General features: G+C 53.0%; 13 protein-coding genes. 12 read left to right on the top strand and 1 reads right to left on the bottom strand.

The window, feature by feature from the left end:
• Nucleotides 1-103 precede the first annotated feature (103 nt).
• From FBF28_02370 to fusA, 7 genes are all read left to right on the top strand, one after another.
• Entirely contained in the window at nucleotides 104-3,475 is a 3,372-nt protein-coding gene (locus FBF28_02370) for a DNA-directed RNA polymerase subunit beta (GenBank protein QJU08403.1), read from the top strand.
• 1 nt (nucleotide 3,476) lies between these two features.
• Nucleotides 3,477-7,325, top strand: a complete 3,849-nt coding sequence (gene rpoC / locus FBF28_02365) for a DNA-directed RNA polymerase subunit beta' (GenBank protein ID QJU08402.1) — start codon at nucleotides 3,477-3,479, stop codon at nucleotides 7,323-7,325.
• Nucleotides 7,326-7,623: 298 nt separating this feature from the next.
• A complete protein-coding gene (locus FBF28_02360) occupies nucleotides 7,624-8,037 on the top strand; it encodes a 30S ribosomal protein S12 (GenBank protein ID QJU08401.1) in 414 nt (137 codons plus the stop codon).
• Between the two features lie 2 nt (nucleotides 8,038-8,039).
• Nucleotides 8,040-8,519 (top strand): 30S ribosomal protein S7, encoded by a 480-nt coding sequence (gene rpsG, locus FBF28_02355; GenBank protein QJU08400.1) that lies wholly within the window; start codon nucleotides 8,040-8,042, stop codon nucleotides 8,517-8,519.
• A gap of 80 nt (nucleotides 8,520-8,599) precedes the next feature.
• On the top strand, nucleotides 8,600-9,094 hold the full coding sequence (locus FBF28_02350; protein QJU08399.1) for a YajQ family cyclic di-GMP-binding protein: 495 nt from the start codon (nucleotides 8,600-8,602) through the stop codon (nucleotides 9,092-9,094).
• A gap of 53 nt (nucleotides 9,095-9,147) precedes the next feature.
• A complete protein-coding gene (locus FBF28_02345; protein QJU08398.1) occupies nucleotides 9,148-10,059 on the top strand; it encodes a hypothetical protein in 912 nt (303 codons plus the stop codon).
• A 122-nt stretch (nucleotides 10,060-10,181) separates the two neighbouring features.
• Nucleotides 10,182-12,269 (top strand): elongation factor G, encoded by a 2,088-nt coding sequence (gene fusA / locus FBF28_02340; GenBank protein QJU08397.1) that lies wholly within the window; start codon nucleotides 10,182-10,184, stop codon nucleotides 12,267-12,269.
• A 76-nt stretch (nucleotides 12,270-12,345) separates the two neighbouring features.
• Here fusA and FBF28_02335 read toward each other — a convergent pair whose 3' ends face one another.
• Nucleotides 12,346-12,600 carry a hypothetical protein gene (locus FBF28_02335; protein ID QJU08396.1) on the bottom strand — a complete coding sequence of 85 codons (255 nt, stop codon included), beginning with the start codon at nucleotides 12,598-12,600 and terminating at the stop codon, nucleotides 12,346-12,348.
• 269 nt (nucleotides 12,601-12,869) lie between these two features.
• Between FBF28_02335 and FBF28_02330 the strand changes: the two genes are divergently transcribed.
• From FBF28_02330 to rpsS, 5 genes are read left to right on the top strand one after another with little or no spacing between them, the layout of a single operon-like run.
• A complete protein-coding gene (locus tag FBF28_02330) occupies nucleotides 12,870-13,484 on the top strand; it encodes a 50S ribosomal protein L3 (GenBank protein QJU08395.1) in 615 nt (204 codons plus the stop codon).
• A complete protein-coding gene (rplD, locus tag FBF28_02325) occupies nucleotides 13,484-14,083 on the top strand; it encodes a 50S ribosomal protein L4 (GenBank protein ID QJU08394.1) in 600 nt (199 codons plus the stop codon). The genes FBF28_02330 and rplD overlap by 1 nt, the downstream gene beginning before the upstream one ends.
• A 1-nt stretch (nucleotide 14,084) precedes the next feature.
• The gene (locus FBF28_02320; GenBank protein QJU08393.1) at nucleotides 14,085-14,405 is read left to right on the top strand and encodes a 50S ribosomal protein L23; all 321 of its coding nucleotides are present in this window, start codon (nucleotides 14,085-14,087) and stop codon (nucleotides 14,403-14,405) included.
• Nucleotides 14,405-15,244, top strand: coding sequence for a 50S ribosomal protein L2 (gene rplB, locus FBF28_02315; GenBank protein ID QJU08392.1), 840 nt, complete (start codon nucleotides 14,405-14,407; stop codon nucleotides 15,242-15,244). Before FBF28_02320 ends, rplB begins: the two co-directional genes overlap by 1 nt.
• 6 nt (nucleotides 15,245-15,250) lie before the next feature.
• Nucleotides 15,251-15,517: a 30S ribosomal protein S19 gene (rpsS, locus tag FBF28_02310; GenBank protein ID QJU08391.1), complete on the top strand. Its 267-nt coding sequence runs from the start codon at nucleotides 15,251-15,253 to the stop codon at nucleotides 15,515-15,517.
• Nucleotides 15,518-15,519 lie beyond the last annotated feature (2 nt).

Here is a 15,519-nt window from a genome sequence, read left to right as displayed (position 1 = left end):
AAGTAGTGTAGTTTTAGCGAGGGGCGAGCTTGATGGGCGGGCAAACCTCGGGCTCGTGCTGAGACTAAGAGATCTTCCGGCCGTGATCACCAATTATTAATCAATGCGAGGAGTAACGCCTGTGGCTCAACAGACCACTCGTGGCGCGCGCGTCTTTTTCACTGGAACAGACAGTGCGATCGCCATGCCAAATCTCATCGCTCACCAAGAGGACTCGTGGCGCTGGTTCGTCGAGGATGGTTTGAGCGAAATCTTTTCAGAAATTAACCCAATTGACGACTACACTGGTCAGAAGTTGGCACTGCGGTTCGGCAGTTATCATTTTGACGAGCCAAAGACCACTGATCAGTTCGCCAAGGAAAACAATTTGACGTTTGAAGCGCCACTGCACGCAACCGTTGAGTTGACCAACAAAGTCACGGGCGAAGTCAAGGAACAAGAAATTTACCTCGGTGATTATCCATGGATGACCGAGCGCGGTACGTTTATCATCAACGGTACGGAGCGCGTGGTGGTTAGCCAGTTAATCCGCTCGGCCGGTGTGTTCTTTACCGCCGATACGGTGGCTGGTCGTAATTATTACGGTGCCAAGATGATCCCAGGCCGTGGTGCATGGCTGGAGTTTGAAACGGCAACCAATGGCACGATTTATGTCAAGATTGACCGCCGCCGCAAGCTACCGGTGACGACGTTACTACGGGCTTTGGGCCATCCAAAAACCTCAGAAATTCGCGAACTGTTTGCCGACATCGACACGGGCGAGACTAGTTACATTCAGGAAACGCTCGAGAAAGACACTGCGCGTGGCGCTAATGAGGCGCTGATCGAGGTCTATCGTCGCTTGCGGCCGGGCGACTTGGCGACGGTTGATAACGCACGCCAGATGATCGAGCGAATGTTCTTTGATTTCAAGCGCTTTGATTATAGTCGGGTTGGCCGGTACAAGATGAACCAGCGCCTGGGTCTGGACGTTGCTAATACCGCTGAAAACCGTATCTTCCAGATGAGCGACCTGGTGGCCATCATCCGCGAGATTATTCACCTCAACAATACCCAGGAGCCAGCTGATGACATTGATGCGCTGAGCAATCGCCGTGTCAAGCTGGTCGGCGAGCTGATTGCCCGTCAGTTCCGCGTCGGTATGCTGAGGATGCAACGTAATGCCATGGACCGGATGAGTGTGGCTGATATGGAGAACGTCACGCCAAGCCAATTGATCAATGCGCGGCCGGTGGTGGCAGCAGTGCGTGAATTCTTTACTAGCTCACAGCTCAGTCAGCTCCTCGATGAGGTTAATCCACTGTCTGAGCTTAGTCATAAGCGCCGATTGAGCTCGATGGGCCCCGGCGGTTTGAGCCGCGAACGGGCTGGTTTTGACGTGCGCGACGCTCACCCAACGCACTACGGTCGTATCTGTTCGGTGGAGACACCAGAGGGTGCCAACGTTGGCCTGGTGCTGAACCTCGCTACTTACGCACGGGTCAATGAATATGGCTTTATCGAGACGCCGTACCTGCGTGTCAAAGATGGCCGAGTGACGGACGAAGTGGTTTATCTGGACGCTGCTCAGGAAGCCAGCGAAGTTATCGCCGATGCTGGGGCGCGCTTGAATGATGACAAGTCATTCACCGACAGCCGTGTCAGTGCCCGTAAATTCCTCCAGCCAGGTCAGGTCGACGTCGAAGAAGTTACCTTTATGGATGCTGCTCACAAGCAGATTCTCGGCTCGACGGCGGCGCTGGTACCGTTTATCGAGAAAACCCGTGTTGACCGCGCCTTGACTGGCTCGAACATGCAGCGCCAAGCAGTGCCGCTACTCACGCCAGAGCCGGCGGTTGTCGGTACCGGTATCGAGCAGGCGGTAGCCGAGAATAGCGGCCACCTGATCCAGGCCGAGGCCGACGGTGAAGTGGTGCGGGCTGACGCTGATGAAATTCATGTCAAGTATGCTGATGGCGTCAAGGTCTACGCACTGCGACACTTCGTCAAGAACAATGACGATCGCTGCTACAACCAGAAAGTTCGGGTAGCCCGTGGCGATAGGGTTAAGCAGGGCGACATCCTCATCGAGGGCGCGTCGATTGCCGAGGGCGAGATTGCGCTGGGGCGAAACCTGACGGTGGCCTTTATGCCGTGGGGCGGTTACAACATGGAGGACGCGATTATCCTCAGCCGCCGCTTGGTGGAGGACGATCGCTTGACCAGTATTAACATCAAGGATTACAACGTGGAGGTTCGCGAGACCAAGCTCGGCCCAGAGATCGTCACCCGCGACATTCCGAATGTGTCAGAAGACAGTCTGCGTCACTTAGACGAAAACGGTATCGTGCAAATTGGTTCTGAGGTCAAGGCTGGCGACGTGCTGGTTGGTAAGATTACGCCGAAAGGTGAGCAGGAACTGAGTTCTGAGGAGCGTCTGCTGCGCGCCATCTTTGGTGAAAAGGCCAAGGACGTGCGCGACACCTCACAGCGGATGAACAATGCTGGCGGCGGCAAAGTCGTCGGTGTCAAGATCTTTAGCCGCGAGAATGGCCACGAGCTCAAGGCTGGCGTGCTGATGCAAATCCAAATTTTCGTGGCGCAGATGCGCAAGATCGGTGTTGGTGACAAGATGGCCGGCCGCTTCGGCAACAAGGGTGTGGTTGCGCGGGTACTGCCAGTCGAGGATATGCCATTCATGGAGGATGGTACGCCAGTTGACGTGATCTTGAACCCACTGGGTGTGCCAAGCCGCATGAACCTCGGTCAGCTGTTTGAAACACACCTGGGTATGGCGGCACGAGCACTAGGCTACCGCGTGGCAACGCCGTCGTTTGATGGTGTGCCATCAGCAACAATTTCTGATGAACTAGAAAAGGCTGGTTTGGCACGTGACGGCAAGAGTCAATTGTTCGATGGCCGCACTGGTGAAGCGTTTGAAGAGCGCACCACAGTCGGTGTGATGCACATGATCAAATTACACCACATGGTTTCTGACAAGATCCACGCCCGCTCAACTGGCCCGTACACCATGGTCACCCAGCAGCCGCTCGGCGGTAAGGCGCAGAACGGTGGTCAGCGCTTCGGCGAGATGGAGGTATGGGCGCTGGAGGCTTACGGTGCTGCGGCGACCCTACAGGAAATGCTAACCATCAAGTCTGACGACGTGTATGGCCGTGCCAAGGCCTACGAGTCTATCATCAAGGACGAGCCAATCATCGGGCCGAAACTGCCAGAATCCTTCAACGTGCTCGTCAAGGAGCTCCAGGGATTGGGCCTTCGGGTTGACCTGCTTGATGAGGGCGGCGTGGTTGACGCTGAGCATGTTATTGCTTCGAGCGGCCCAGCCGACAAGACCGTGCCACAAACCACCAGCGACGATGATGATGACGATGACCAAGTTTACTTAGACGAATCAGACGACATCGGCGACATCGAGGCCGGCATGAGCGTACAAGATATTGACGAAGTAGAAGAGATAAAGGAGGAGGCGTAAGATGGCGCAATATTCATTTAACGCGACCGGAATTAGCGATTTTGATGCGGTGCGCCTAGCGGTGGCCAGCGCCGAGGACATCCTAAAGTGGAGTCACGGCGAGGTTCTCAAGCCAGAGACGATCAATTATCGCACCCAAAAGCCAGAGCGCGACGGCTTGTTCTGCGAGCGGATTTTCGGTCCGGTCAAGGACATCAATCCGCATGATTCCAAGCTCAAAGGTGTTCGTTCACGCGAGGCCGCAGTTGATAAAAACGGCGAACTCGTCACCAAATCAATCGTTCGCCGTGAGCGCATGGGTCACATCCAGTTGGCAGCGCCAGTGGCGCACATCTGGTTTATGCGCGGCACGCCGAGTGCCATGAGCTTGCTACTAGGCATGACGGTGCGTAATATTGAGCGGATCGCCTACTTTGCGACCTATGTCATTCTCAAGGTTGATGAAGTCACCCGCGACCAATACCTGGCGGATTTGGAGGCTGAGACTGAGGCGGGTCGGATGGCGATCAAGATGCGCTACGAGCAGCTTGCAGAAGCTGACAATGCCGACATCAAGCAGCTGGCGAAGGAACAAAGCCGCGAGGTTGACGAGCTTAATGACAAGTACACCACGAAGAAATCACAGCTCGAGGGCCTCATCAAGGGCGCGCTGATCTCGGAGACGGATTATCGCAACTTGCCAGAAGAGTACGACGAGCTGATCGAGGTCGGCATGGGTGCCAGCGCGCTCAAGGCCTTGCTGGACGAGATCAATCTGTCAGAACTGATCGCCCAGCTGAGCGAGGAAGCCGAACATGCCAAGGGTCAGCGCGAGAAGAAACTGCTCAAGCGCCTGAAGATGCTCGAGAGCATGCAGGCTGCTGGCATCAAGCCATCCAGCCTCTGCCTGACAGTACTGCCAGTCATCCCACCAGACTTACGTCCAATGGTCGCCCTCAGTGGTGGTCGGTTTGCAACGTCTGACCTGAACGATCTATATCGCCGCATCATCAACCGTAACAATCGCCTGAAGAAACTGGTCGAGCTCAATGCACCAGAAGTAATTCAGCGCAATGAACGACGCATGCTGCAAGAGGCCGTCGATGCCTTGATCGACAACGCAGCGGCGCGCGGTGGTCGGGCAGTCAGCTCGACTGGCAGCCGTCGTCGCCTCAAGTCAATCAGCGATATGCTCAAAGGCAAGCAAGGCCGCTTCCGCCAGAACCTGCTCGGTAAGCGTGTCGATTACTCTGGCCGCTCGGTCATTGTCGTCGGCCCGAAGCTAAAGATCAATCAGTGCGGTCTGCCAAAGCAAATGGCGCTCGAACTATTCAAGCCGTTCGTCATCAGCTGGCTGATCAAGGGTGAATTTGCCCACAACATTCGCTCGGCGACTCGTTTGATCGAGTCGGGTGAAGCGGTTGTATGGGATGCGCTTGACGAGGCGATCAAGGGCAAGTACGTGCTGCTCAACCGCGCACCGAGCTTGCACCGCCTGTCAATTCAATCCTTCCAGCCAGTCCTGGTCGAGGGCAAGGCGATTCAGCTCCATCCACTAGTCTGTGCCGGCTTTAACGCTGACTTTGACGGTGACCAGATGGCTGTCCACCTACCGCTTTCCAAGGAAGCGCAGGCCGAGGCACGCGAGCTGATGAGCGCCACCAACAACCTATTGAAGCCTGCCGACGGTGCGCCAGTGCTGCATATCTCGCAGGACATCGTGCTTGGTAACTACTACCTGACGTATGACAAGCCGCAGGCCCAGACTGACCACATCAAGGCATTTAGTTCAGTTTATGAAGCAGAGTTGGCATACGACCAGGGCGATATTCAATTGCAAACCCCAATTCGCATCTATGCTAAGGGCAAGCTGCGCCAGACGACCTTGGGCCGCGTCTTCTTTAACGAGATTTTGCCAGAGGACTTCCCGTACGACAACAATGTTCAGACCAAGAAGCAGCTGAAGAAGGTATTGGCGCAAATCTTCAACAAGTACGGTGCCGAGGAAACTGCCAAGATCGCCGACCGCATGAAGGGCCAGGCCTTCCGCTTCGCGACAACTGCGGCCGTGTCAACCGGTATGACCGACTATGTGCACTTTGATGAGATCGCTGAGTTCGTGGCTGAGGGCGACGCCAAGGCGGCCTTGATTTCTGAGCAATTCGACCAAGGTTTGATCACTGAGGATGAGCGCTACAACTTGACGGTCAATGCCTGGCGGAATGTGGACAATAAGATTACGACCTTCCTCCAGGATCAATTGGCGCACATGGACACCAGTATTTCCATGATGGTTAACTCTGGTGCTCGTGGTGATATTTCCAACGTGAAGCTGGCGAGCGCCATGATCGGTATCCAGGTCGACGCCGCTAACCGCGAGATTGAGCTGCCAATCCGTAGTTCGTACACTGGCGGTCTATCCAGCCTTGAGGCCTTCGTGGCGACCCGTGGTGCGCGTAAGGGTCTGATCGACACCGCGCTGAAGACCGCTGACTCAGGCTACCTGACCCGCCGTTTGGTTGATGTGGCACAGGACGTCTTCACGGTTGAGGACGCTGAAGGTGACGACGAGGGCTATGCAATCTACCGCTCAGAAACTGAGGAAACGATGATCGACTTCTCGAACCGCTTGGCTGGCCGTTATGCCGCTGAGACGATTCCGGGTCACGTCAACAAGGACGAATTGATCACTCGGGAAATTGCTGACTCAATTGATGACGATGAAAGCGTCCAGAGCGTCAAGATTCAATCAGTCTTGTCGACCAACAACCTCAACGGCATCCCGCAGCGCAGCTACGGTGTTGATATGTCAACTGGTAAATTGGTTGGTAATCATCAGCCAGTCGGTGTCATCGCTGCTCAGTCAGTCGGTGAGCCAGGTACTCAGCTGACTTTGCGTACCTTCCACAACTCTGGCGTTGCTGGTGGTGACATTACCCAGGGTCTGCCGCGTGTCGAAGAATTGTTTGAGGCGCGCACACCAAAGGGCCAGGCGTTTGTTGCGGAAATTGCCGGGTTAGTTGACGTTTGGGAAGATGGCAAAAAGTACATCGTCCAAGTCACTCCAGAATCTGGTAACGTTGAGCGCTTGCCGCTGGACGGCCGAACCATCATGGTCAAGGCTGGCTCAAGCGTCAAGGCTGGCGACGTGCTGGCAACTGGCGAGGAAGACACTCGCCCGCTGGTCGCACCGTTTGATGGTGTGGTTGAAGCGGCAGAAGACACGCTAGTGATCGCTGCTGAAGCTGGCGCACCGGCTCGCTACGAGATTCCTGGCAACATGCAATTGGTCGTCAAGGCTAACGACGTTGTCGAGGCTGGTGATCGCTTGACGGCTGGTTCATTGAACCTACACGACTTGATGCGCCTGAAGGGCGTCGAGGCGACTCAGCGCTACATCATCAACGAAGTGCTGCGTATTTACGCCGCTCAGGGTCAAGACGTGGCCGACAAGCACCTGGAGATCATCGTTCGCCAGATGTTTAGTCGCGTCCAGATCGAAGACGCGGGCGACAGTGACTTTGTGACGGGCGACATCGTTTCTAAGGCTGCGGTGGTGAACACCAACAAGCAGCTGGCCGCTGAAGGCAAAAACCTCATCAGCTACACCCAGTTGCTACTTGGTATCACCAAGGTGTCCATCTGGAGCGACTCATGGCTATCTGCTGCGTCCTTCCAGGACACCACTCGCGTGCTGATCAACGCTGCCGTATCTGGCCGCGCTGACCACTTGCATGGTCTCAAGGAGAACGTCATCATCGGCCGCAAGATCCCAGTGGGAACGGGCGCTGTCGAAGAGATGGAAACCGACGAGCCAAGCGAGGATGAGTTCGCTGACAACCAGGAAGAGGAATTAGCTGTAGCCGTATAAGCCAACCAGCTTTCTTTCTCAGAAACCGCTCCGATGGGTACGGGGCGGTTTTTCTATAGCAATTGCACGCAGTCTATGCTATAATATCCCCAGAGTTTCCTCTTTTCGGAGTGCGCGGTGGTTTGAATGTGTACAGACTGCATGCTCGGCAGAAAAGGTATAGACACGGGGCGGAGTTGCTGAATCCAAGCCGTAGGCGCTAAGAGAAGCTGGTTTTTGCGTGTCAATGCCGCGCCAGCTTACTATAGAGCCACCAGGCGAATCGCCATCATTAGTAAATCAACCAAGGAGAAATTGGATGCCAACTATCAACCAATTGGTGCGTAAACCGCGTCAAACGGCTAAGAAAAAGTCCAAGTCGCCAGCACTGGGTCGCATTCACAACGCCCTGAAAACGCGTTACTACGACCAAAATGCACCGCTCAAGCGTGGTGTTTGTGTGCGTGTGACGACCAAGACGCCAAAGAAACCAAACTCAGCTTTGCGTAAAGTTGCCCGCGTGAAACTAAACAACGGCTACGAAGTCTGGGCCTACATCGGTGGTGAAGGTCACAACTTGCAGGAGCACGCTGTGGTCTTGATCCGCGGTGGTCGTGTGCCTGACCTTCCAGGTGTGCGTTATCACATCGTCCGTGGCGCGTTGGACCTCCAGGGTGTCAACAACCGCAAGCGGGGCCGTTCAAAGTACGGTACTAAGAAAGGGGATAAGTAATCATGCCTCGTAAAGTTACCAAGAAACTACAACGCCAATTACAACCTGACCGCCGCTACCAAAGTGTGTTGGTGCAGCGCTTGATCAATAAATCAATGCTGGACGGCAAGAAGTTGGCGGCTGAACGTGCTGTCTACACCGCGCTGGAAACTGCTGCTAAGAAATTGGATTCAGAAGATCCACTGGCAGTGTTTGAGAAGGCCTTGAAAAACGTCAGTCCAAACTTTGAAGTGAAGAGCCGCCGTGTCGGTGGTGCCAACTACCAGATTCCGTTCCCAGTTCAAGGACACCGTCAGTTGCACTATGCGTTTAGCTGGCTGGTGCAATCAGCTCGCGCTCGCAGCGGCATGCCATATTCACAGCGTTTGGCACTGGAAATCGTCGACGCCTACAACGAAGCTGGTGCTGCCTTCAAGAAGAAGGAAGACACCCACAAGATGGCCGAGGCCAACCGCGCCTTTGCGCACTTTGCTCGTGGCTAATTGCCAAGGAAATGCGAACTCAGAAATCGCTCTGAAAAACGGGCGATTTTTGTTATAATGGAGAAAACGAGGAGGGGTAAATGGCAAGTTTTTCATTTGATATTGTGTCAGAAATTGACAAAGCCGAGCTGAATAATGTTTTCATGCAGGCGGAAAAAGAAATCCAAGGGCGGTACGATTTTAAGGGAACGAATGCTGGGATTGACTGGCTGGATGATAAAAAAGGATTCAAGCTCACCGGTGATAACGACTGGCAGGTTGATGCGGTGCTGGATATCGTGCGCAAGAAACTGGCGGCTCGGGGTCAGTCGAGCAAAGTCCTCGATCTCACCAAAGAAAAGGTTACCTCAAATCTCAAAACCACGTGGGAAATTCCCTTCAAACAGGGTCTCGACCAGCCGACCGCCAAGCGCATCGCTGCCGATATTCGTACTAACGTACCCAAAGCCAAACCACAAATCCAAGGCGACCTCGTCCGTGTCACCTCCGCCTCGAAAGATGAGTTACAGAAAGTCGTTGGCTTGGTGCGTGAAAATGATTATGACACGCCGCTGCAGTGCGTGAATTATCGCTAAGAGCTTTATGGTTATGGTTGCGTCAGTCGGCTTTTACGCCGTATGATTAAGAGATGACGACTGAGTCTACCCCATCTGCCACCCCGCTGCCCGAGAACCTTGCGTTACTTGATAAGGCTGTTTTCAATCAGCAAGTCGCCACTGTCCTCCGCCTGGCTCGAGAACGAATGGCCGACGTTCGAAAGCTCAATCCTCATCAGTATCTAGAAGCCACTGTGCGGATTAACCAAGAACTATTTGCCGGGCTTATCGGTCAGCTGATGGCGGTAAGCGGATGGGTGCAACAACATACCAAAAACGGAGAAGAATACGTATATATTGAAGATCATAAACTCCAGTGCGCCGGTTGCCTGATTGTCGCGAACAAGTCTGATCCAGAAATCGCACTTGGTGGTCTTGGCGTAACACCAGAGGGCACCACGGCCCAGTATGTCGTTCCGCTGGATGTCCTTATCCAGTTTCCGCAGCTGATGGATATTGAACAGGCCAAGGCTATTTTACAGCTGTACACGCCTGAGGTCCTTGATTATTTGAATAATATACGACCAGTTGATCCAAACAATAATTGTATCGACTCAGCTCGAATGATCAAGGAGCTGGTAGATATTCCGATTAATGAAATTCCTTTTAGGCGATTGTCGAATAGAGACCTTAATCGAGTCATTAAGGCGATAAACATTCACTGCAAGGTACTGGCTTCACTTGATCCGTATATGCCATACGATATTATGTATAAGGGCCTCGCGCTTCATAATAGGGAATGGGTTGAATTGAATACGGCGGGTGCGATGTATGTGCAATCTGTCTCCGTGGAAACCCTCGCCACCACGAGAGTCTGTGACTCTCTAGTGATGATGGTGCGTGCAACGCTCCTTGGTCGGTCTGATGCTCAAAACAAAGATTATTTACTCATGGCCAAGGGTATACAACAAATCCAATCAGGTCGTAGCCAAATTCCGCGCTAAGACAGGGCTCATTCACAAAACGCCAATCGTCTGCTATAATACAGCTCAAGCGTAGTTTTTTGGTGCGTCAAAATAGCTCCGGAGAATCTCGAACAATAACTATTTTTAACAAAGGAAAGACAATGGCAGCAAACGTTCCATTACAAAACTTTAGAAACATTGGTATCATTGCCCATATTGACGCCGGTAAAACGACGACCACTGAGGGTATCTTGTACCGCACTGGCTTGACACATAAAATTGGTGTAGTTAAGGGTGACGGCGACGGTGCGACCACCGACTGGATGGCGCAGGAAAAGGAGCGGGGCATTACCATTACCTCGGCGGCGGTGACCTGCTTCTGGAAAGACCATAAGATTAACATTATCGACACGCCAGGGCACATCGACTTTACTGCTGAGGTGGAGCGTTCGCTACGCGTGCTCGACGGCGCAGTGACCGTGTTTGACGGCAAGATGGGTGTTGAGGCGCAGTCTGAGACCGTCTGGCGCCAGGCTAACAAATACGGCGTGCCGCGCATTTGCTTCGTTAACAAGATCAACCAGACCGGTGGCGACTTCTGGAAATCTTTGGAATCAATTCACAATCGCTTGAGCAAACAAGCCTTTCCAATTCACATCCCAATTGGTTTTGAAAAGACGATTAACGGCGTGGTCGACCTCGTCGACATGAAAGCCTACACCTACGATGATTACACCGACCACGAGTTGAAAGTTGGCGAAATCCCGGCTGATATGCTGGAGAAGGCGAAGAATGCTCGCGCCCTGCTGGTGGAAAATGCCGTTGAGGCTGATGATGAATTGATGATGAAGTTCCTCGACCAGGGTGAGGAAGCGATTACTATCGACGAACTGAAAATGGCGCTGCGTAAGCGAGTGCTGGCTGGTGACTTCTTCTTAGTCACTGGTGGTGACGGCCGTGGTGTCATCGTGGAGAAGCTGCTTGACCTGATGGTTGACTACTTGCCAAGCCCGCTGGATGTTGACGAAATTTGGGGTAAAAATCCAAAGACCGGCGACGAAGTGAGCCGCAAACCAGACGAAAAAGAGCCGATGAGCGCTCTCGCGTTCAAGATCGCTACTGACCCATTTGTTGGTAAGTTAATCTTTATCCGCGTCTATTCTGGCGTGCTGAATTCGGGCAGCTACGTCTTGAACACCACCACTGGCGATAAGGAGCGTATCGGCCGTATCGTGCGTATGCATGCTGACAAACGCGAGGATATCGACAAGATTGCTGCTGGCGATATCGCTGCGGTGGTTGGTTTGAAGAACACCGGTACCGGTAATACCTTGACCGACCCAGCGCATCCGATCGCTCTGGAGTCAATTGAATTCCCAGAGCCACCAGTGTCCATCGCCGTTGAACCAAAGTCAAAGGCCGACCAGGAAAAGATGGCACTCGCCTTGCAGCGCTTGGCTGAGGAAGATCCAACCTTCCGCATTCACACTGATGAAGAAACTGGTCAGACGATTATGTCCGGCATGGGTGAGTTGCACCTGGATATCTTGATCGACCGTATGAAGCGCGAGTTCAAGGTTGAAGCGAATATCGGTGAACCGCAAGTGGCCTTCCGCGAGTCAATCAAGGGCCGCGCCGAAGTCCAGGGTAAGCACGCCAAGCAGTCTGGTGGTCGCGGTCAATATGGTGACGTTTGGGTACGCTTTGAGCCGAATGAGGCCGGCAAGGGCTTTGAATTCATCGACGAGATTAAGGGTGGCGTGGTTCCTCAGGAATATCGCCCGGCTGTCATGAAAGGTATTAAGGAGACTTTGGAAGGCGGTGTTATCGCTGGCTATCCAGTGGTTGATGTCAAGGCGACGCTGTATGATGGTTCGTACCACGATGTCGACTCCTCAGAACTAGCTTTCTCTCTAGCAGGTTCGTTGGCAGCTCGCGAAGGTATCAAGCAAGCCACACCAATCCTGCTTGAACCAGTCATGAAAGTTGAAGTGACCACCCCAGAAGAGTTCATGGGTGACATCATCGGTGACCTCAACTCACGCCGCGGTCGCATCGACGCCATGGAGGATTTGATGGGCGGCGCTAAATTGGTCAAGGCTTTTGTGCCACTGGCAAATATGTTTGGCTATACCTCAGACATCCGCTCGATGTCTCAGGGTCGCGCAGCCAGCACCATGGAGCTAGCGCAGTACGAGGAAGTACCACCAAACGTAGCGCAGGAGATTATCGAAAAGCGCAACGCCTAGCGTGTAGCGATAAACCGATACTAAAATACCGCTCCTTATCGGGGCGGTATTACTGTTAGTTAGCTGAGACCAAAGGCTATTGTGTCTCGGCAGCTTCTCGTGCTGCCTCCTGCTGCGATTCCATGTACAAATTAAGGGCAATCTCTACAGCTTGTTGTATAGTTGGGTGTAGTCTCTCTAGATCCTCATATGATAGTTCACCATCTTCAACTTTTCTATATGTTAGTTGCCCGAACCACTCAAAGAACTTTCTCCTGTCTTCATCGGTTTCTGGATTTCTTGTGACCTTGTCATAATCTGGCCAAGCTTTAGCTTCTGATATCGTAGCCATGCTTTGCTCCTTTCGCTACTTTATTCAAACTGCCAAATTATAGCAGGTAATCAACGTCGTGTCAATAGCCTAGACCCACATCCTACTACTGTTGACGCCACAGGCCAATGTGTGTTACAATCACGAAGTAATTTCTATTACGCGTAATATCAACTGTTCTCCTTGATGAATGAGCAGGTCTGGCTATAGTAGGGTGCTTGTCACAAACGCCTCACTCAGAACCCAGAAACCGCACGTCATCAGGAGTATTTAAGTGGGAGTGAGGAAAAGTGAAAACACTTCTCGGTACCAAACTTGGTATGACCCAGCTCTTGGCTGAAGACGGCAAAGCCATTCCGGTGACGCTGATCCAAGCCGGCCCTGTCACCGTGACTCAGGTGAAGACTGTCGAGACCGACGGTTACAATGCGGTACAGGTCGCTTATGGAGAGGGTAAGAACCTGAGCAAGGCCGTGGCTGGACACGTGAAGCCAGCCCAAGTGACCCCGAAGCACATTCGGGAATTCCGCGTCGACGAGATCCCTGAGGGACTCAAAGTTGGCGATGAAATCAACGTTTCCGCGTTCGAAGTCGGCGATTCTGTCGATGCGACCGGAACCAGCAAAGGTAAAGGTTTCGCTGGAACCATTAAACGCCACAACTTTAAGCGTCACCGCAAGACGCACGGTGGTAAAGGTAATACTCGTAAGCCAGGTTCAATTGGCTCGATGTATCCACAAAAAGTGTTCAAGGGTAAGACGATGGCTGGCCACATGGGTCACGAGCGTGTTACGGTCAAGAACCTGGAAGTGGCATATGTTGATCCAGAGACCAATCTGATCGGGGTGAAGGGCGCTGTGCCTGGGCCACGAAAAGGGCTGATCATTTTAGGAGGTAACAAGTAATGGCTGAATCAACCAAACTTCCTAAAGACATTTTTGCTGTTGAAGTGCCAAATCACGAACTGTTGAAATTGGCATATGACAGCTACCTAGCCAACGCTCGTTTGGCAAGTGCCACAACCAAGCAGCGTGGTGAAGTTTCCGGTGGTGGTAAAAAGCCATGGAAGCAAAAGGGAACTGGTCGAGCACGTTTCGGCTCAACCCGTAACCCAATCTGGCGCGGTGGTGGTGTGGTCTTTGGCCCACGCGGCAACGAAAACTACGCCAAAAAATTGTCCAAAACCGCCAAGAAAGTGGCAATTCGCCAAGCCTTGACGGTAGCCAATGAAGCAAAGAAGATCGTCGTCAAAGACATCAAGACGACTGGCAAGACCAAAGAGGTCGCAACCTTCTTGGCTGACAACAAGTTTGAGCGCCGCGTCCTGATCGTCGTCGACGAAAAGACGCCAGAATTGATGCGTGCCACAAACAACATTCAGAACGTATTGGTGATTCGTGCGAGCTACCTCAGCGTCTACCACATTCTGAATGCGGATACTATTGTCATGACCCCGAAAGCTCTGCCAGTAATCACTGAGTGGCTGAGTAAGGAGGAAGCGTAATATGAAACAGATGACAATTATCCCACGCATTAGCGAGAAAGCATACGCACAGAGCGCCAACGGCGTGTACGTGTTCCGCGTTCCGCTCAACCTGAATAAAAACGAGATCAAAGCAGCAGTTGAAGCGCAATTTGACGTCACCGTTCTGAAGGTGAAAACCTTGGTGCAAGACGGCAAAGCTGTGCGTTTCTCACGTGGCAAGAACCGCTATCCTGGCACGACTACGCGCAAGGATTGGAAGAAAGCTTACGTGACGCTGAAAGATGGCGATAAGCTCGATGTGTTTGACGCAGTAGAGCAGCAGATGGAGGAGACCAAGTAATGCCAGTGAAAGCTTACAATCCAACCACTCCTGCTCGTCGCGGCATGACGAGCCAGGACTTGTCGGACATCACGACGAAAAAACCGCTCAAAAGTCTGATCAAAGCCAAAAAGCAAAATGCCGGCCGCAACAACCAAGGCCGCATCACCGTGCGTCATCGCGGCGGTGGCGTTCGTCGTCACTACCGTTTGGTGAACCACAATTTGCCGGCTGGTCTGACGCTGACGGTTGAAGAAATTGAGTACGATCCAAACCGCTCAGCGCGCATCGCTCGGGTGAAAGATCAGTACAATTTGTACCACTACGTATTGGCCGACACCTCGATGGTCAAGGGCAAGACGATTCAGACTGGCGAGGAAGCGCCAATTGAGGCATCAAACCGCCTGCCGCTGTCTGCTATCCCTGTTGGTACGATGATTTATGCTATTGAACTGACTGCCGGCAAAGGTGCGCAAATGGTTCGCGCCGCTGGTGCCAAAGCTCAGTTGATGGCCAAAGAAGGCAATTACGCAACTATCAAATTGCCATCTGGCGAGGTTCGCAAAGTTCGCTTGGAAGCAACCGCTGCCATCGGTACAGTCGGTAACATCCAGCACCAGAACGTAAAGATCGGTTCAGCTGGTCGCCGCCGCCGCAAGGGTATTCGCCCAACCGTGCGCGGTGTCGTCATGAACGCCGCCGATCACCCACATGGTGGTGGTGACGGTGGTCGCCACGGTACTGGTAAGGCACCACGTACGCCATGGGGCCAATTGACGCTGGGTTATCGAACTCGCCGCCGCAAAGGCTCAAATAAATTAATCGTACGCACGCGTCACGACGCGAAGAGGAAGAGGTAAATCACGATGAGTCGTTCATTAAAGAAAGGTCCATTCGTCGATGTGAAGCTTGCGAAAAAAGTCGCTGCTCTCAGCCTTGACGATCGAACCGTTATCAAAACGTGGGCGCGCGCTTCGACCATCACTCCAGAAATGGTCGGTCGAACGATTGCTGTCTACAACGGTAAGATGCACGTGCCTGTGCTGATTACTGAAAACATGGTTGGCCACAAACTCGGTGAGTTTAGCCCAACTCGTAAGTTCCGTAAGCACGGCGGAAAGGATAAGAAGTAATC

Source organism: Candidatus Saccharibacteria bacterium oral taxon 488 (assembly GCA_013099195.1).
Classification (GTDB): Bacteria; Patescibacteriota; Saccharimonadia; order Saccharimonadales; family Saccharimonadaceae; genus Nanosynbacter.
This window is presented reverse-complemented; position numbering and strand designations above follow the sequence as displayed.

Bases quoted from the DNA above. Each gene is read 5' to 3' on its own strand.
- FBF28_02370 (QJU08403.1), top strand. From the start codon at position 104: ATGCGAGGAGTAACGCCTGTGGCTCAACAGACCACTCGTGGCGCGCGC.
- rpoC (QJU08402.1), top strand. From the start codon at position 3,477: ATGGCGCAATATTCATTTAACGCGACCGGAATTAGCGATTTTGATGCG.
- FBF28_02360 (QJU08401.1), top strand. From the start codon at position 7,624: ATGCCAACTATCAACCAATTGGTGCGTAAACCGCGTCAAACGGCTAAG.
- rpsG (QJU08400.1), top strand. From the start codon at position 8,040: ATGCCTCGTAAAGTTACCAAGAAACTACAACGCCAATTACAACCTGAC.
- FBF28_02350 (QJU08399.1), top strand. From the start codon at position 8,600: ATGGCAAGTTTTTCATTTGATATTGTGTCAGAAATTGACAAAGCCGAG.
- FBF28_02345 (QJU08398.1), top strand. From the start codon at position 9,148: ATGACGACTGAGTCTACCCCATCTGCCACCCCGCTGCCCGAGAACCTT.
- fusA (QJU08397.1), top strand. From the start codon at position 10,182: ATGGCAGCAAACGTTCCATTACAAAACTTTAGAAACATTGGTATCATT.
- FBF28_02335 (QJU08396.1), bottom strand. From the start codon at position 12,600: ATGGCTACGATATCAGAAGCTAAAGCTTGGCCAGATTATGACAAGGTC.
- rplD (QJU08394.1), top strand. From the start codon at position 13,484: ATGGCTGAATCAACCAAACTTCCTAAAGACATTTTTGCTGTTGAAGTG.
- FBF28_02320 (QJU08393.1), top strand. From the start codon at position 14,085: ATGAAACAGATGACAATTATCCCACGCATTAGCGAGAAAGCATACGCA.
- rplB (QJU08392.1), top strand. From the start codon at position 14,405: ATGCCAGTGAAAGCTTACAATCCAACCACTCCTGCTCGTCGCGGCATG.
- rpsS (QJU08391.1), top strand. From the start codon at position 15,251: ATGAGTCGTTCATTAAAGAAAGGTCCATTCGTCGATGTGAAGCTTGCG.